At 60.1% G+C, this 17,040-nt stretch carries 12 protein-coding genes; 9 read left to right on the top strand and 3 right to left on the bottom strand.

Annotated features, from left to right (window positions below; all coding sequences use genetic code 11):
* The first annotated feature begins 656 nt into the window (after nucleotides 1-656).
* From KVG85_RS19230 to KVG85_RS19215, 4 genes are read left to right on the top strand one after another with little or no spacing between them, the layout of a single operon-like run.
* A complete protein-coding gene (locus tag KVG85_RS19230; RefSeq protein ID WP_217864676.1) occupies nucleotides 657-1,322 on the top strand; it encodes an amino acid ABC transporter permease in 666 nt (221 codons plus the stop codon).
* Nucleotides 1,303-1,962: an amino acid ABC transporter permease gene (locus KVG85_RS19225; protein ID WP_217864675.1), complete on the top strand. Its 660-nt coding sequence runs from the start codon at nucleotides 1,303-1,305 to the stop codon at nucleotides 1,960-1,962. Before KVG85_RS19230 ends, KVG85_RS19225 begins: the two co-directional genes overlap by 20 nt.
* Nucleotides 1,959-2,741 carry an amino acid ABC transporter ATP-binding protein gene (locus tag KVG85_RS19220; RefSeq protein WP_217864674.1) on the top strand — a complete coding sequence of 261 codons (783 nt, stop codon included), beginning with the start codon at nucleotides 1,959-1,961 and terminating at the stop codon, nucleotides 2,739-2,741. The genes KVG85_RS19225 and KVG85_RS19220 overlap by 4 nt, the downstream gene beginning before the upstream one ends.
* Nucleotides 2,738-3,610 carry a transporter substrate-binding domain-containing protein gene (locus KVG85_RS19215; protein WP_217864673.1) on the top strand — a complete coding sequence of 291 codons (873 nt, stop codon included), beginning with the start codon at nucleotides 2,738-2,740 and terminating at the stop codon, nucleotides 3,608-3,610. The genes KVG85_RS19220 and KVG85_RS19215 overlap by 4 nt, the downstream gene beginning before the upstream one ends.
* A 221-nt stretch (nucleotides 3,611-3,831) precedes the next feature.
* Here KVG85_RS19215 and KVG85_RS19210 read toward each other — a convergent pair whose 3' ends face one another.
* The gene (locus tag KVG85_RS19210) at nucleotides 3,832-4,992 is read right to left on the bottom strand and encodes an AAA family ATPase (protein WP_217864672.1); all 1,161 of its coding nucleotides are present in this window, start codon (nucleotides 4,990-4,992) and stop codon (nucleotides 3,832-3,834) included.
* A gap of 146 nt (nucleotides 4,993-5,138) precedes the next feature.
* Here KVG85_RS19210 and KVG85_RS19205 point away from each other — a divergent pair, with 146 nt between their 5' ends.
* The 4 genes from KVG85_RS19205 to KVG85_RS19190 all read left to right on the top strand — a co-directional run bounded on the left by KVG85_RS19205 (nucleotide 5,139) and on the right by KVG85_RS19190 (nucleotide 12,704).
* A complete protein-coding gene (locus tag KVG85_RS19205) occupies nucleotides 5,139-6,242 on the top strand; it encodes an efflux RND transporter periplasmic adaptor subunit (RefSeq protein WP_217864671.1) in 1,104 nt (367 codons plus the stop codon).
* The gene (locus tag KVG85_RS19200; RefSeq protein ID WP_024011163.1) at nucleotides 6,239-7,303 is read left to right on the top strand and encodes an efflux RND transporter periplasmic adaptor subunit; all 1,065 of its coding nucleotides are present in this window, start codon (nucleotides 6,239-6,241) and stop codon (nucleotides 7,301-7,303) included. The genes KVG85_RS19205 and KVG85_RS19200 overlap by 4 nt, the downstream gene beginning before the upstream one ends.
* A complete protein-coding gene (locus KVG85_RS19195; RefSeq protein WP_024011164.1) occupies nucleotides 7,300-10,362 on the top strand; it encodes an efflux RND transporter permease subunit in 3,063 nt (1,020 codons plus the stop codon). Before KVG85_RS19200 ends, KVG85_RS19195 begins: the two co-directional genes overlap by 4 nt.
* A gap of 89 nt (nucleotides 10,363-10,451) precedes the next feature.
* Nucleotides 10,452-12,704: a glycoside hydrolase gene (locus KVG85_RS19190; RefSeq protein ID WP_217864670.1), complete on the top strand. Its 2,253-nt coding sequence runs from the start codon at nucleotides 10,452-10,454 to the stop codon at nucleotides 12,702-12,704.
* Nucleotide 12,705: 1 nt separating this feature from the next.
* On the opposite strand, the gene KVG85_RS19185 is transcribed toward KVG85_RS19190, so the two are convergent.
* On the bottom strand, nucleotides 12,706-13,332 hold the full coding sequence (locus tag KVG85_RS19185) for a class I SAM-dependent methyltransferase (protein WP_217864669.1): 627 nt from the start codon (nucleotides 13,330-13,332) through the stop codon (nucleotides 12,706-12,708).
* 105 nt (nucleotides 13,333-13,437) lie between these two features.
* Entirely contained in the window at nucleotides 13,438-13,794 is a 357-nt protein-coding gene (locus KVG85_RS19180; RefSeq protein ID WP_016772210.1) for a DUF6124 family protein, read from the bottom strand.
* Between the two features lie 456 nt (nucleotides 13,795-14,250).
* On the opposite strand from KVG85_RS19180, the gene KVG85_RS19175 reads away from it, so the two are divergent.
* Complete coding sequence (locus KVG85_RS19175; protein WP_217864668.1) at nucleotides 14,251-17,028, top strand: RHS repeat domain-containing protein; 2,778 nt, start codon at nucleotides 14,251-14,253, stop codon at nucleotides 17,026-17,028.
* Nucleotides 17,029-17,040: the final 12 nt, after the last annotated feature.

The raw sequence follows: 17,040 nt of genomic DNA, 5'->3' as shown, positions 1-17,040 counted from the left end.
GAGTGAATCTGCTTCAGATGCAAAAACGCCGATGGCCTGTGATGGTCATCGGCGTTTTTGTGTGTGCGTTAAAAAGCCCCTCATCCTGACCCTCTCCCAGAGGGAGAGGGAACCGATACGGGGATATTCGAGAGATACGCCGACCTGAACGTATCGCTCTGAATCCAGCATCGCTGAAGCCCAGCCAAGCCATAATCGCCAAGATCTTCCAGGTCGATGTACAACGCGAGACACCTCACCCCAGCCCTCTCCCTTCGGGAGAGGGCTGGGGTGAGGGGCTTTTGATTTACGCTGTGGTCTTCAACGCCCGTCTCAACGCCACCAGCAATTTCACAATGTCCTGCGGATCCAGCCGCTGCGGTACTTTTACGTCCATGTCTTTCTTCCTTGTGGTGAATGGGCCGGAGAGTCTGGCCAAAAGCTGTGGTTCCTTGGAGGCCTTTCGTGAAAAAAAGATCCGTCCTACAGCGCAAAGAAAAATAGCCGTCTTATTCCTTCCCGGCAAACCCACAGGATAGTTTTTTGGGTGATATCAATATGCTTTAACGGTATTTAAATTCTTGTTTTTATACCTATAAAGTCAGTGCCTGCCGGACAGCCACACGCCGTCCATAGATTGCATCACCGCTGCTTACCGAGCGGCGTCAGGACGCTTCATGACTTTCGACTACGCCTTTATTCTCAGCACCTTGCCGGCCTTTCTCAAAGCCGTCGGCGTGACTCTGCAGGTCGGTTTGATTGCGATCGGCACTTCGCTGCTGGTGGCGCTGCTCAACGCGACGATTCTGGTTTTTCGTACTCCGTACCTGCGCAAGCTGGTCGGCCTCTATGTAGAGCTGGCGCGCAACACGCCGTTGCTGATTCAGCTGTTCTTCGTTTATTTCGCTCTGCCGGCGGTGGGCATACAGGTTTCCGGTTTCACTGCAGCAATCATCACCATGACCTTCCTTGGCGGTGCCTACCTCACCGAAGTGCTGCGCGCCGGCGTCGATGCGGTGCCCCAGGCACAACTGGAATCCGGGCGGTCGATCGGCCTGTCTCACGGGCAATTACTGCGTTACGTGATCCTGCCGCAGGCGGGGATTCTCAGTTTGCCGTCGCTGTTCGCCAATTTCATTTTCCTGCTCAAGGAAACCACCGTGGTCTCGGCGGTAGCGGTGCCGGAAATCCTCTACACCACCAAAAGCTACATCGCGCTCTATTACAAAACCTACGAAATGCTCGCCGTGCTGACGCTGATCTGCGTGCTGCTGTTCCTGCCGCTGTCGCTGTTGCTCAGCCGTCTGGAAAGGAGGCTCCAGCATGGCCAGTTCGGGTCTTGAGTTGCTGTGGATATCGTTGCCGCAACTGGCCAAAGGCGCCGGGCAAACCTTGTCGATCTCGTTTCTGAGCATCGCCATCAGCACGGTCGGCGGCGTGCTTTACGGTGTTTTGCGCACGTTGAACGTAACGTGGCTGAACGCGATTTTGCGTGTCTATCTGGAGCTGTTCCGGGCAATTCCGGTGCTGGTCTGGTTGTATCTGCTGTTCTTCGGTCTGCCGATTTTCTTCGGTCTGAGCCTGCCGAGCTTCTGGTGCGCGGTGCTGGTGCTGTCGCTGTGGGGCGCCAGCGAAGTTGGCGAGGTAGCGCGCGGTGCGCTGCATTCGTTGCCGCGCGGACAGCGTGAAGCGGGGCTGTCGATCGGCCTCAATGCGGCCCAACTCTATGGCTACGTGCTGCTGCCGCAAGCGCTCAAGCGCATGACGCCGCCGACCATCAACGTCTACACACGGATCATCAAGACCAGTTCGCTGGCGGTGCTGATTGGCGTGGTCGATGTGATCAAGGTCGGTCAGCAGATCATCGAGCGCACCTACGAATCGGTACTGATTTACGGTGCGCTGTTCCTGTTTTTCTTTTTCATCTGCTACCCGCTCTCGGCCGCTTCGCGCGTGCTGGAGCGGCGCTGGACGCAAGCATGAGCGCACTGATCGAGTTTCACGGGTTCAACAAATTCTATGGCGCGCAGCAGGTGCTCGATGGCATCGACCTGCAAGTGCAGAGCGGCGAAGTACTCGTCATTCTTGGTCCCAGCGGTTGCGGCAAAAGCACCTTGCTGCGTTGCCTCAATGGTCTGGAAGAGGCCCACAGCGGCAGTCTGAAATTCCTCGACCGAGAGCTGTTGGACAAGGCCACTGACTGGCGCGAAATCCGTCAGCAGATCGGCATGGTCTTCCAGAGCTATCACCTGTTCCCGCACATGAGCGTTCTGGACAATCTGCTGCTCGGCCCGCTCAAGGTGCAGAAGCGTCAGCGCCGCGAAGCGCAGCAGCAGGCCGAAGCCTTGCTTGAGCGTGTCGGCCTGCTGGACAAGCGCGATGCTTTCCCGCGTCAGCTCTCCGGCGGCCAGCAGCAACGCATCGCCATTGTCCGCTCGCTGTGCATGAACCCGCGGGTCATGCTCTTCGACGAAGTCACCGCCGCCCTCGATCCGGAAATGGTCAAGGAAGTACTTCAAGTCATTCAAGGTCTGGCCCGCGAAGGCATGACCCTGTTGATCGTCACCCACGAAATGGCCTTCGCCCGCGCGGTGGCCGACCGCATCGTGTTCATGGATGCCGGGCGCATCCTTGAACAGTCCCCACCCGAGATTTTCTTTACGAACCCGCAAACCGCACGCGCGCAGCAGTTTCTGGAGAAGTTCTCCTTCGTTGCCACACTGCCAGAAACGAATCCGACAAAGGAACTGGAACCGCTATGAAAACTGCAGCTTTGTTAATGCCTCTGCTCAGCCTCGCCTTGCTTGCCGGTTGCGGTAAAACCGAAGAGCCGCCAAAGCCGAAAGTCGCCAGCGAAAGCGCCGCGCCGGCCGGTTATCTGGACAAGATCAAGGCCCGCGACAAACTGATCGTCGGCGTCTTCACTGACAAGCCCCCGTTCGGTTTCGTCGATGAGGCCGGGCGCTACGTTGGCTTCGACACCGACATTGGCCGGCGCTTCGCCAAAGATCTGCTCGGCGACGAAAACAAGGTCGAGTTCGTCGCCGTCGAGCCGGCCAGTCGCATTCCGTTTTTGCAGAGCGACAAGGTCGACCTGATCCTCGCCAACATGACCGTCACCCCGGAGCGCAAGGAAGCGGTGGATTTCACCAACCCGAACCTCAAGGTGGCCGTGCAGGCGCTGGTGCCGCAGGGCAGTTCAGTGAAAAAACTGGATGATCTGGCGACGCGCACCACGATTGTCACCACCGGCACCACCGCGGATATCTGGCTGACCAAGAACCACCCGGACTGGAAACTGCTCAAGTTCGAGAAGAACTCCGAATCGCTGCAAGCCTTGGCCAATGGCCGTGGCGATGCCTATGCACAGGACAATCTGGTGCTGTTCAGCTGGGCCAAGCAGAACCCGGGCTATCGCGTGCTCGAGGAAAAACTGGGCGCGGAGGCGCCGATCGCGCCGGCCGTGAAGAAGGGCAACCTGGAGTTACGTGACTGGGTCAACAGCGAGCTGGCCAAACTGGGCGAGGAGAAATACCTGCTCAAGCTCTATGACCAATATGTGCGCAAAGAACTGAGCGATGACACCCGGCCTGAGAGTGTGATTGTTGAAGGGGGCAAGTGGCAGGGGTGATTGCCTGTTGGATCGGCGGTGAGGCTTGCCCCTCACCCCAGCCCTCTCCCCTGGGAGAGGGAGCCGACCGAGTTGTCTTGTATCAGACATCGACCTGACAAACCGAGTCGATTATGAATTTACAGAAGCAATTTCAGGTCGGCGTAATTCCTGAACATCCCCCGGTCAGTCCCCTCTCCCTCTGGGAGAGGGCTAGGGTGAGGGGCTTTTCGCTGGCACCCTCAATCCGGCCAATGCCACGCCGGCTCATCCAGCACCCGCTGCCCGACAATCCCGGTCTGCCCCAGCGTCTTCTCCAGCACGATGCAATTGCATTCCGGGTCTTGCTGCAACGCCGAGATCAATCGCCGCGCATGTGACACCACCCACACCTGAGACTGCTCCGAAGCGCGAATGATCAAGCGCGCCAGGGCCGGCAGCAGGTCTGGGTGCAGGCTGGTTTCCGGTTCGTTGAGCACCATCAGCGATGGCGGCCGCGGAGTCAGCAATGCCGCAACCAGCAGCAGATAACGCAAGGTGCCGTCCGACAGCTCCGCCGCTGACAGCGGTCGCAACAAGCCTTCCTGATAAAACTCGATAGCGAAGCGTCCACCGGCTAACGGCGCGATGTTCAGCCGCGCGCCGGGAAACGCATCGCTGATCGCCGCTGTTAACGCCTGCGGATCGCCAATCTCGATGATTGTCTGCAAGGCTGCCGCCAGATCGCGACCGTCGTGATGCAGCACCGGCGTGCGCGTGCCCAGTTGCGGCTGCCGCACCGGGGCGTCGGCATCGCTGCGAAAGTGATCATAAAAGCGCCAGCGGCGGATGAATTCGCGCATCTGGAACACTTCCGGCGAGCTGCGCAGATTGCCGACCTGATCGAACAGGCTGTCGAAATTCGGCGTGTGTTGCGCCAGCACATCCCAGGCGCGACCTTCGCGGGCGCGGATCATCGGACCGTTGCGATCGACCAGCAGGCTCGCCGGGCGAAACACCGGGCCGGCCCAGATGCACTCACGCTTGATCTCCGGGTCGAGGGCAAAGCACGAAGTGCTCGGCTCCGGCAGGCCCAGGCCGATGGCGTAGCTGAAATCCTCGCCGGCGAATCCCAGTCGCAAGCGCTTGGCGCCGTGGCGCACCGTCGGCTCGATGGCCACTTCACCGTTGCGCATGCGTCGACTGATGGTTTCCGGTCCGGCCCAGAACGTCGAGTCCAGCCCGCCTTCACGCGCCAGCGCATTGACCACGCCGCCCTGTGCGGTTTCCGCCAGCAGGCGCAAGGCGCGGTAGAGGTTGGACTTGCCGCTGCCGTTGGGCCCGGTAATCAGGTTCAGGCGCCCGAGCGGAATCACCAGTTTGTTGATCGAGCGGTAATTGGCCACGGCCAGGGTGTTGAGCATGAAATCCTTCTCCGGGTTACTGCGATACGCGGGCAGCATACCTTTAATGAGATAAATCTGGTGTTGGCGCCCGCAACCGTGGAACCCTGTTCTAAGCTCTGAAGTCGTATCGTCTCGACAGCAGCATTTAAGGCCAAGGAGTGTGCATGGCGGGTCCCGGATTGAAAGTGCTGATGGCCGTGAGCGCCATGGCGTTGCTCACCGCATGCGGCGACAAGAAACCAGCTCAGGAATATTTGCCACGGGTCTTTGTGCAAGAGGTCGAACCGGCCAACTACGCCGCCGCGGTGACCCTCACCGGTGATGTGCAGGCGCGTGTGCAGACCCAGTTGTCATTCCGCGTCGGTGGCAAAATCATCCAGCGCATGGTCGATGTCGGCGACCGCGTCACCGCCAAACAGGTGCTGGCCAAACTCGATCCGAAAGATCTGCAGACCAACGTCGATTCCGCTCAAGCCCAAGTCGTCGCCGAACAGGCCCGGGTGAAGCAAGCGGCGGCCGCTTTCGTGCGTCAGCAAAAACTCCTGCCCAAGGGTTACACCAGCCAGAGCGAGTACGATTCGGCGCAAGCCGCGCTGCGCAGCAGCCAGAGCGCATTGAGCGCGGCGCAGGCGCAGCTGGCCAACGCCAAGGACCAGCTCAGCTACACCGCGCTGATCGCCGATGCACCCGGGGTGATCACCGAGCGCCAGGCCGAAGTCGGCCAAGTAGTGCAGGCCACCGCGCCGATTTTCAGCCTCGCCCGCGATGGCGACCGCGACGCGGTGTTCAATGTCTACGAATCGCTGCTGGCCGAGCGGCCGTCCGATCGCTCGATCGTGGTCAGCCTGCTCGACAATCCCGAAATCAAAATCACCGGCACCGTGCGTGAGATCACGCCATCGGTGTCGGCGCAATCGGGCACCGTGCAGGTCAAGGTCAGCCTCGACAAATTGCCGCCGGGCATGCAGCTCGGTTCGGTGGTCAGTGCCACCGCCAAGGGCACCGGCAAATCGGCGGTGGAACTGCCCTGGTCGGCGCTGACGAAAAACATCAGCGACCCGGCGGTATGGCTGGTCGATGACAAGGGTGAAGCGCAGTTGCACACGGTCACGGTCGGTCGCTACCTGACCGGCAAAGTGATCATCAGCGAAGGCCTCAAGGGCGGCGAGAAAGTCATTGTCGCCGGCGGGCAACTGTTGCACCCCGGCATGAAAGTCGAGATTGCCGAAAACACCTACAAGGATCTGCAACCGGGAGCGCAGCCATGAAGCGCCTCGGCCTGTTGTGCATGGCGCTGCTGCTGGGCGCCTGCTCGGAAAAGGAAACCCCGCCGGAACCGGTACGTCCGGTGCTGTCGGTCACGGTCAAAGCGCTCAACGAAGAAAGCCTCGGACGCTTTGCCGGCAGCATTCAGGCGCGTTACGAGAGCAACACCGGTTTCCGCGTCGGTGGACGCATCGCCAGTCGCAACGTCGATGTCGGCGCCGAGGTGCAGAAGGGCACGTTGCTTGCCACCCTCGATCCGTCCGACCAGCAGAACCAGTTGCGTTCGGCGCAGGGCGATCTGGCGAGAATCCAGGCGCAACTGATCAACGCCCAGGCCAATGCACGTCGTCAGCAAGCGCTGTTCGATCGCGGCGTCGGTGCGCAGGCGCAACTGGACGTCGCCAACACCGATCTGAAAACCACTCAGGCCTCGCTTGATCAGGCACGCGCGGCGGTCAGCCAGAGCAAGGATCAACTGAGCTACACCGAGCTGCGCTCCGATCACAAAGCTGTGGTCACCGCGTGGAACGCCGAAGCCGGGCAAGTGGTGACCGCTGGGCAACAAGTGGTGACGCTGGCACAACCGGACATCAAGGAAGCGGTGATCGACCTGCCTGATACGCTGGTCGATCAGTTGCCCAGCGACGTGGTGTTCTCGGTTGCTGCGCAACTCGACCCGAGCATCAACACCACGGCGATCATCCGCGAGATCGAACCCCAGGCACAAAGCGCCACACGCACCCGTCGCGCGCGCCTGACCCTGTCGGAAACGCCGGACGGTTTCCGCCTCGGCACCGCGATCAGCGTGACCCTCAGCTCTGCGATCAAACCGCGCATCGAACTGCCGCTGACGGCGTTGCAGGAAATCGACGGCAAAACCCGCATCTGGGTGATCGACACGCAGAACAAAACCGTCAACCCGCGCGACGTCAGCGTAGTCAGCCGTGGCGACAACAGTGTGGTGCTGGCCGGTGGCGTGCAGAATGGCGAGCGCGTGGTCAGCGCCGGCGTCAACAGTCTCAAACCCGGACAATCGGTAAAACTTGACGAGGACAGTCAATGAAAGGCTCTTTCAACCTCTCCGAATGGGCCCTCAAGCACCAGTCTTTCGTGTGGTACCTGATGTTCGTCGGGCTGCTGATGGGGGTGTTCTCGTACTTCAATCTCGGCCGCGAAGAAGACCCGTCCTTCACCATCAAGACCATGGTGATCCAGACCAAATGGCCCGGCGCGACCCAGGAAGAAACCCTCAAGCAGGTCACCGACCGCATCGAGAAAAAACTCGAAGAGCTCGATTCTCTCGACTATGTGAAAAGCTACACCCGCCCCGGCGAATCGACGGTGTACGTGTACCTGCGCGACACCACCAGCGCTGAGGACATTCCGCAAATCTGGTACCAAGTGCGCAAGAAGATCGACGATATTCGCGGCCAGTTTCCCCAGGGCATTCAGGGGCCGGGATTCAACGACGAGTTCGGTGACGTGTACGGCTCGGTCTACGCCTTCACCGCCGATGGCCTGACCATGCGTCAGTTGCGCGATTACGTGGAACAGGCGCGCGCCGAAATACGCAGCGTGCCGGGGCTGGGCAAGATCGAAATGGTCGGCCAGCAGGACGAAACGATCTACCTGAACTTCTCCACGCGCAAACTCGCCGCACTGGGTATCGACCAGCGCCAAGTGGTGCAGAGCCTGCAATCGCAGAACGCAGTGACTCCGGCCGGGGTGATCGAGGCGGGGCCGGAGCGGATCTCCGTGCGCACCTCGGGCCAGTTCGAGTCGGAGAAGGATCTGGCCGAGGTCAATCTCAAACTCAACGATCGCTTCTATCGTCTGGCCGACATCGCCGAGATCAGCCGTGGCTACGTCGACCCGGCGACGCCGGAATTCCGCTTCGACGGCAAACCGGCGATCGGCCTGGCGATCGCCATGCAGAAGGGCGGCAACGTTCAGGAATTCGGTAAGGCGCTGCACGAGCGCATCGACCAGCTCACCGCTGACTTGCCAGTCGGCGTCGGTGTGCACACGGTGTCTGATCAGGCGGTGGTGGTGGAAGAGGCCGTTGGCGGTTTCACCAGCGCGCTGTTCGAAGCGGTCATCATCGTGCTGGTGGTGAGCTTCATCAGCCTCGGCGTGCGCGCCGGTCTGGTGGTGGCCTGCTCGATTCCGCTGGTGCTGGCGATGGTCTTCGTGTTCATGGAATACAGCGGCATCACCATGCAGCGGATTTCCCTCGGCGCGCTGATCATCGCCCTCGGCCTGCTGGTGGACGACGCGATGATCACCGTGGAGATGATGGTCACGCGCCTGGAAATGGGCGAGAGCAAGGAGCAGGCGGCGACGTTCGCCTACACCTCGACCGCATTCCCGATGCTCACCGGTACGCTGGTGACCGTCGCCGGTTTCGTGCCCATTGGCCTCAATGCCAGTTCGGCGGGTGAATATACCTTCACGCTGTTCGCGGTGATTGCCGTGGCCATGATCGTCTCGTGGGTGGTGGCGGTGTTCTTCGCGCCGGTGATCGGCGTGCACATCCTCAGCGACAAAGTGAAAGCTCACGATGCCGAGCCGGGTCGCGTTGGCCGGGCGTTCAATGGCGGTCTGTTGTGGGCCATGCGTAATCGCTGGTGGGCGATCGGCGTCACCGTGCTGCTGTTCGTACTGGCGGTGTTCTGCATGCGTTTCGTGCAGAACCAGTTCTTCCCCGCTTCCGACCGCCCGGAAATTCTGGTCGACCTGAACCTGCCGCAAAACGCCTCGATCGACGAAACCCGCAAAGCGGTGGACAAGCTCGAAGCGACGCTCAAGGGCGACCCGGACATCGTGCGCTGGAGCACTTACATCGGTCAGGGCGCGATTCGTTTCTACCTGCCGCTGGATCAGCAATTGCAGAACCCGTACTACGCGCAGCTGGTGATCGTCAGCAAGGACTTCGAAGCCCGCGAGGCCCTCAGCCAGCGCTTGCGCGAGCGCCTGCACAAGGACTTCGTCGGCATCGGCAGTTACGTGCAGGCCCTGGAAATGGGCCCGCCGGTGGGGCGTCCGATTCAGTATCGAGTCAGCGGCAAAGATGTCGATCAGGTGCGCAAACACGCCATCGACCTGGCCACCGAACTGGACAAGAACCCGCATATCGGCGAGATTATTTACGACTGGAACGAGCCGGGCAAAGTCCTGCGCATCGACATCGCTCAGGACAAGGCGCGGCAGCTCGGGCTGTCGTCCGAGGACGTGGCCAACCTGATGAACAGCATCGTCAGCGGCTCGCCGTTGACCCAGGTCGATGACGACATCTACCTGATCAACGTGGTCGGTCGCGCGGTGGATTCCGAACGCGGTACCCCGGAAACCCTGCAAAACCTGCAGATCGTCACGCCCAGCGGCACCTCGATTCCGCTGCTGGCGTTCGCCACCGTGCGCTATGAACTGGAGCAGCCGCTGGTCTGGCGTCGTGACCGCTTGCCGACCATCACCATCAAGGCCTCGGTGCGCGACGAGATTCAGCCGACCGATCTGGTGAAATTGCTCAAGCCGTCGATCGACGCTTTTGCCTCGAAGCTGCCGGTCGGCTACAAGGTCGCCACCGGCGGTACGGTCGAGGAAAGCGGCAAGGCCCAGGGGCCGATTGCCAAGGTGCTGCCGCTGATGCTGTTCCTCATGGCGACGTTCCTGATGATCCAGTTGCACAGCGTGCAGAAGATGTTCCTGGTCGCCAGTGTCGCGCCGCTCGGGTTGATTGGTGTGGTGCTGGCGCTGGTGCCGACCGGCACGCCGATGGGCTTTGTGGCGATCCTCGGGATCCTCGCGCTGATCGGCATCATCATCCGCAACTCGGTGATTCTGGTGACGCAGATCGATGAGTTCGAGCAGAAAGGCTATGCGCCGTGGGATGCGGTGGTCGAAGCCACCGAACACCGGCGCCGGCCGATCCTGCTGACCGCAGCGGCAGCGAGCATGGGCATGATCCCGATCGCCCGCGAAGTGTTCTGGGGGCCGATGGCCTACGCGATGATTGGCGGGATCGTCGTGGCGACCCTGCTGACGCTGCTGTTTCTGCCGGCGCTGTATGTGGCCTGGTACAAGATTCGCGAGCCGCAGAAGGATGAGAAGCCGGCGCAGTGAGCTAGCGCCTGCGATCTTTGGGAAAGGTCTGACTTACAGGTTGAGCGGACTGCGCTAACGTCCCTTCTTCATTCGAGGAGGGACGTGCCATGTCGACTGTTTCCGGCTGGTTACGCGGATGGTTACTGCTCGCTGGCTTGAGCCTGTCGCCGGCAGTACTGGCCGAAGTGCTGCTGGAAAACCAGCTGTGGCGGGTGCAGGTTGACCTTGCGACGCTGGCGGTGCGTGTCGAACCCGCCGGCGCTGCGCCGGTGCAGGCCTCGGCCGGTGTGCTGCGCCACAAGGTCAGCGACATGGTCAGGCGCGGCAATCGCATCGATTGGCAATGGGACGATGGGCGCTGGTTGCTCAGTGTTGACCTGAATCAGCGTGACCTGACGTTTTCGATTACGGCTAGCTCGCCCTCGCAGATCGAGTTTATTCATCAGCCCGCCAGTGCAATGGGCCAGGCGCTGATCTGGCCGCTTGCCGAAGGGCGCTACGTGCCGCGCGGTGACCGGGTGTGGCAGAAGTTCCTGCTCGCGCAGGGCGCGCTCGATACCACCCAGGACTTGAGCCTGCCGCTTTGGGGGATGGAGTACGAGAATTTCAGCCTGCACTGGCTGCTGACCAATCCTTACAACAATCAACTGCGCTTCAAGACCAATGGTGATGCACTGGGGCTGTCGGCCCGGCATCGATTCACATCGCTTGAACCCTCAAAACCGCTGACCTTCAGCCTGTTTCTCGGCGATGTCGACCCCTTGGCCGGGGCCAAGCGCTACAAGCAGTGGCTCATTGAAAGCGATCAATATGAAACCTTGGCGAACAAGCTGATCAAGACCCCGCAAGCCGCCAAGCTGATCGGTGCCGCGCATGTCTATCTATGGGGCAACGACCTGCTCGGCCCTGACGATGTGCGCAACTGGCCGCTGCTGATTGCCCGGTTGCGCGGCTCGGGTGTGCTGGTCAGTGAACTTCGGGCAGCAATGGATGCTGAAGCGCTGCGGTTGCTCGCCAGCGAGACCGTACTCAATCGCTATCAACAGACTGTGATGCTGCGCAGTCTCAATCGCGCGCTGAACGTTCAGGCGCGCAAAACCTGGCAGGCGCGTGCGATGCCGGACATGCAGGCGCTGGTCAACGGGTACGCTGAGGTGCGCGAGCAGTTGGCCGATGTTCTGAAGGGTACGCTGGCGCCTGATCCTTCGCGCTGGGGGCGCACCTTGTCGCGGCGAAGCATTGAACGATTGCAGAGCGCTGGACTTTCGCGTTTATGGCTTGGGCTCGGCGAGGGCTGGGAAGGTGGACTCTGGCATCCGGAGGCGGTGCGCGCCGCCGTCTCTGCGGGATATTTGATTGCCCCCTATGACTCATACGAAACCGCGTTGCGCGAGGACGAAAATCCGGACTGGACCACCGCGCACCTCGGCGATCAGGCCAATACCGAGTGTGCGATCGTGGAGGAAAACGGTGCGCTGAAAAGCGGGTTTCAGCAGTCCGGTCACTATACCGATCCGCGATGTGTACGACCGTTGCTTGAGCGGCGCATCGATACAATCCAGAAGGTCACCGGCTTCAACAGCTGGTTTCTCGATGCTTATGCCGCTGGCATGCTCTTCGACAGTTATCGTCCCGGCGCGCCGATGACCCAGGCGCAGAATGCCGTGGGTAACATCGCTGCATCACGCTGGATCAACGAGGTGATGCAACTGGCGAGCGGCTCCGAGGATGGCAATGCCGCCACCGCCCAGGGAGTCCTGTTCGCCCATGGCATGCAGACGCCAGTGATCGGTTGGGGCGATCGCGACATGCATCAGCCGGACACCGCGGACTTTTTCGTCGGCCAATGGTACCCACCGGAGCAGCCTGGGGTGTTCTTCAAACCGACCCGATTGAAGGCTGACTACCGACGCGTGCATTTCGCTCCCGCCAGCCGTTTACCGCTGTATCAGGCGGTATTCCACGGCTCTGTCATCACCAGTCATCACTGGTTGTTCGATAACCTGAAATTGAGCGACGTGCGGGTGGAAAACGAGCTCACCCAGTTGCTCTACAACGTACCGCCGCTGTACCACCTGAGTGTGGCCAGCCTTGATCAGCGCTTGCCGTTGATCGTGCGTCAGAACCAATTCTTTCGTCCGCTGCACGAACGTCTGGCGACGCAAGCGCTGACGGCTTTTGACTGGTTGAGCGAGGATCGCCTGGTCCAACAGACGACGTTTGCCGACGGCACGCGACTGCTGGCAAATTTCGCCGCCGCTCCCCGCAATTGGCAGGGCCGGACGTTACCGGGACACAGCCTGATTGCGCTGTTAGCGGACGGCAGCGACAGCCAGTATCAGGTCCAGGCGGCGCCCTGACTCAGAGTTTGCGCCATACGCTCGCCAGCCACGGCTGCTGCTCACGCGGCAACCCGGCGGGGCGATAGTAATGCTCAAGCTCGACAAAACCCGCCGCCGTCAGCAACCCGCGCCAGGCTTCCAGATCGTGATAAGAGCCGTAGCGCGGGCCGTTCCAGCCTTCCCGGTTGTCCCCGCGCGGATTGGAGCTGAACAGCACGCCACCCGGTTTCAAGGTGTCGTGCAATTGCCGTAGCACTTGCGGCAACACCTGCAACGGCACATGAAACAGCACGGCATTGGCGAAAATGCCGTCGAAGCGCTCGGCCGGCAGATCAAGCTTGAGAAAGTCCTGCTGCCAGACTTCGCAACCGCTGTCCTCACGTGCCATGCGCGCGAATTCCTGCGAGCCATCGAGGCCGATCGCGACGTGGCCCATGCGCGTGAAGGTTTGCAAATCCCGGCCCGGACCGCAGCCGAAATCGAGAATTGTCAACGGCGACTCAGCCTGAATGTGGCGCAGCAAGGCCTCGATGTTCTGGCTGACATCGTGGTCGCGCGTGCCTTCACGGAAATCCTCGGCCACCGAGTTGTAGTGACCAAGGGTAGTGGCGGTGATCTGTTCGAGGTCGCTGGGGGTTTGCTTCATGATCGGCGCTGTATTGGCGGTGTGAGGGCGGACTATAAGCTTTTTCACCGGCAAAAAAACGCCGCCTGCGCTGGGGCCAGTGCAGGCGGCGATGGGTGCCAGGTTTCAGTGCTGCTTGGCTCCCAGACAATCGATCGAGCGGTCCATCATCGCTTTGGCCATTTCCAGCAGATGCCAGACCGAGAACACCATGGCCCGATCCGCGCCCCCGAGCTGGTCACCGCATTGATGGACGGTCACCGAAGCGCAGCGCAGCAGATCGGCAACATACAGTTGGGCGTCCTCCAGCGTCACATCTTCGCTGATGCTGTAGACGCGTTTCTGTCCAGCCAACGTGACCTGATTGCCGGCCAGATGTGAGTCGACGGCGCGGCACAGTGCAGAGCGATCCTTGAGCAAATCCTCGGTGAACCGCTTGCTTGAGGTAAGGCTGAGTGGCGGATCGGCAAGTTTCTTTTCCATGGGTAAACTCCTGACTTCAAGTGGGAGCCAACCATTTCGCGACTAAACGAGCAGGACGGCGGCTGCACGCGGATCAGTTGCCGGCCGGACAACTGAATCCAGTCACCGCAAAACAGTGACGACCGGAGATTAGCTACAGGATATTTCTGGTACAAGCGGGCAAATTATTCTAGGAATCGTCCTGCAAACCCGCGTGGTTGGGGCTGGCGAAACGATAAATTCTTCGTAGGAAGTGTCTGATTTTTGCGAAGGGCGTTGCCCAAGATATCGCGATCAGATGGGCCTGATTGATGGCCACCTGCCGCCATCGACCTTAGCGTTTATTCAGTTCTCGCGCCAGCCCATCTGATGACCGCATGGGCGCGCAAACCTGAATGCAACTGGTAGTTCTTACAGTATCGGAACAGGGGAAACTGGTTCAGTCTCGGTGTATAGACATCAGGGACTCGCGTAGCCGTGAATACCCACCATGACACCGCCACTCCGAACTTGTCGGTCATTGACCCGCGCGCACTGGTGGTTCGCAGCGTTGCCTATTGCCGACACCCGGATAAAGCCGACATCGAATCGCGCATCACCCGGCAGATTTTTGATGAGGCGGGGCGTCAGGTAGCGTCTTGGGATCCGCGTTTGTACGGCGTTGCGCCCAAGCCGAATCTGGCCACGATCTACGCGTTGAGCGGTCAAGCGTTACTCGCAGAAAGCGTCGACGCCGGTTGGCGGGTGCGGCTGTTGAATGAAGCGGGCTCGATGTGTTCTGGCTGGGATGCGCGGGGCAGTCAGAGTCACCGCCAATACGATGATCTGCTGCGACCGCTAGCCCTCACCGAGCAGGCGCACGAAGGGCAGCCTCACGTGGTCGAGCGCTGGACCTATGCAAAAGCCACCGATGATCACGCGCAGCACAACCAGTGCGGTAGACCAATCCGCCACGACGACCCGGCCGGCAATCGGCATTTCGATGATTACGGCCTCGGCGGTACAGTGGTGGTGGAGTCGCGACGTTTTTTGATCGAACTCGAGACACCTGACTGGCCACTCGATCCCGACCGCCGGGATGACTATCTTGAGGAAACCACCTACGTCACCCGGCAGACTTTCACTCCAACCGGCGACTTGCAGCATCACACCGACGCGGTGGGCAACTTCAGAACGCAGCATTACAACGTCGCCGGGCAATCCTGCGCGACCTGGCTGTTGCAGGCCGGCGAGGGCAGGCAGCCGAAGTGCCTGGTCAGCGCCATTCGCTACAACGCGCAGGGCCAGGTCGAAAGCGAAACGGCCGGCAACGGCGTCATCGCCCGCGCCGAATACAGCCGCGATGACGGCCGGTTGCTCAGACTGCTCGCCAGCGCCGGCACGCACCCTCCGTTGCAGGATTTGAATTACGTCTACGATCCGGTGGGCAACATCATCAGCCTGGAAGACAAGACTCAAGTCGTGTCCTGGCTCAGCAATCAGCGCATCGATCCGGTCAGTCGGTATCGCTACGACAGCCTTTATCAACTGGTCGAGGCCAGCGGTTGGGAAGTCAGCCAGCCCAGTCATGGTCCGGCCTTGCCGGATCTGCTGCCAACACCGCTGGATCCCAATCAACGGCGCAACTACACGCAGAAATTCGACTACGACGCAGCGGGCAACCTGATCACTCGGCACCACAGCGGTGCGCCAGGTTTTTCGATGTACACCTCCCAGCGCAGCAACCGAAGCCTGGCGCAGCGTGACGATGGTTCTTTGCCCAGGGAAGCGGACATAGCGCTGGGATTTGATGCGGCGGGTAATCAGCTTGAGCTGCAGCGCGGACAGGCCATGACGTGGAATGTACGCAATGAGCTAACGCGGGTTGCGCTGGTAGATCGCGGGGATGAGGCCAATGACCATGAATGCTATGGCTACGACGAACCAGGCCATCGGCTGCGCAAGACTCTCGTCATTCAAGCTGCCGGGAAGATCCTTGCATCGGATGTGCGCTATTTGCCGAACCTTGAGGTCCACCGCGGGGCGGATGGTCGAGAACGGCATGTGATCAGTGTCGCGGCCGGGCGTAATCAGGTGCGCGTACTCCGTTGGCCTGATGACGATGAAATCGATCAGCAGCGTTATAGCCTTTGCGATCATCTGGGCTCATGCACTCTGGAGTTGGACGAGTGCGCAGGGCTTCTCAGTCAGGAGCACTATTACCCGTTTGGCGGTACGGCGTGCTGGGCAGGTAAAAATGCATTGGTTGCAAAGCACAAGACAACTCGTTATTCGGGTCGTCAATTGGACGCTACCGGACTTTATTATTATGGATATCGTTACTACGGGCCATGGTTGCAGCGCTGGATATGTCCGGACCCGGCAGGAAAGGTTGATGGTCTGAACCGCTATACGATGGTGGGTAACAACCCTGCCAGCTTTTACGATTGGCAAGGCACGATAAAAATCCCTGTAGATGTTTTCATCAGCGATATCGTCAATCCCATGGCCAAGAGCATTGGGACAGGATGGTTTGAAGAGCTCATCTGGAACGACGAAGCAAAATCGTTCGCGAGCACTGGTGTGGTTTATGGGCGGGGGATGGAAGCTTACGAAGGAGAACCCTCAGTCTGGATACCCACGGCAGTCGGTGACGCAGTTGCCCTTTTCCGCGATCCAACGGGGAAGCTTCGTCTTTTTGCCAATATGTATCAGCAGCACATGGGCATTCAGCCGGGTATGGGACTGCCAGAATTCGCAGGCATCTTGAAAAGTGATCCGCTGAACAACGCAGGATTTTCTATCGACAACGGTTCTGGTCATTACAAACCGGAACCTTCCATTGGCCATGAAACGCTGATTCGTGAAGTTGCACCGGACCAGTCGGTCAGATTTGCCATGGTTCCTGAGAGCCTGAATTTCATGTCGACGCTGCGAATGGATTCGATTGATTCCCCTGAGCAGTATTCGACGCTTGTCAATCGATTCAAAAACGACTTCCCAGGTCTTATCGGCTATCTGAAAAAGCATGGAGTGTGGGAGGCCGCCAGGGAGCTATGGAAAAATAGCGAAGCGCTTGGCCTCATCTTCGAGATGGATGCAACAGGACTGAGCGCTCAAGAAATCTATACGAAACGTTCTGCCGTGGCCGAACCCGTATCGGCGCCGAGGCCATCCTCATCCCCCGCGCGCAATCCAAGGCCATCCAGCAATCTCACAACCAGCAAATCGTCTTTATTCCAGCGTTTGTTTTCTCGCCAATCTTCGCAGCGCTGATTGCTGACAGCG

It is taken from the genome of Pseudomonas triticicola, assembly GCF_019145375.1.
GTDB classification, from domain to species: domain Bacteria; phylum Pseudomonadota; class Gammaproteobacteria; order Pseudomonadales; family Pseudomonadaceae; genus Aquipseudomonas; species Aquipseudomonas triticicola.
The sequence above is the reverse complement of the archived record's forward strand: the minus strand, read 5'-3'. Positions and strand labels throughout refer to the sequence as shown.

Bases quoted from the DNA above. Each gene is read 5' to 3' on its own strand.
- KVG85_RS19225 (WP_217864675.1), top strand. From the start codon at position 1,303: ATGGCCAGTTCGGGTCTTGAGTTGCTGTGGATATCGTTGCCGCAACTG.
- KVG85_RS19180 (WP_016772210.1), bottom strand. From the start codon at position 13,794: ATGGAAAAGAAACTTGCCGATCCGCCACTCAGCCTTACCTCAAGCAAG.
- KVG85_RS19205 (WP_217864671.1), top strand. From the start codon at position 5,139: ATGGCGGGTCCCGGATTGAAAGTGCTGATGGCCGTGAGCGCCATGGCG.
- KVG85_RS19220 (WP_217864674.1), top strand. From the start codon at position 1,959: ATGAGCGCACTGATCGAGTTTCACGGGTTCAACAAATTCTATGGCGCG.
- KVG85_RS19185 (WP_217864669.1), bottom strand. From the start codon at position 13,332: ATGAAGCAAACCCCCAGCGACCTCGAACAGATCACCGCCACTACCCTT.
- KVG85_RS19195 (WP_024011164.1), top strand. From the start codon at position 7,300: ATGAAAGGCTCTTTCAACCTCTCCGAATGGGCCCTCAAGCACCAGTCT.
- KVG85_RS19200 (WP_024011163.1), top strand. From the start codon at position 6,239: ATGAAGCGCCTCGGCCTGTTGTGCATGGCGCTGCTGCTGGGCGCCTGC.
- KVG85_RS19190 (WP_217864670.1), top strand. From the start codon at position 10,452: ATGTCGACTGTTTCCGGCTGGTTACGCGGATGGTTACTGCTCGCTGGC.
- KVG85_RS19215 (WP_217864673.1), top strand. From the start codon at position 2,738: ATGAAAACTGCAGCTTTGTTAATGCCTCTGCTCAGCCTCGCCTTGCTT.
- KVG85_RS19210 (WP_217864672.1), bottom strand. From the start codon at position 4,992: ATGCTCAACACCCTGGCCGTGGCCAATTACCGCTCGATCAACAAACTG.
- KVG85_RS19230 (WP_217864676.1), top strand. From the start codon at position 657: ATGACTTTCGACTACGCCTTTATTCTCAGCACCTTGCCGGCCTTTCTC.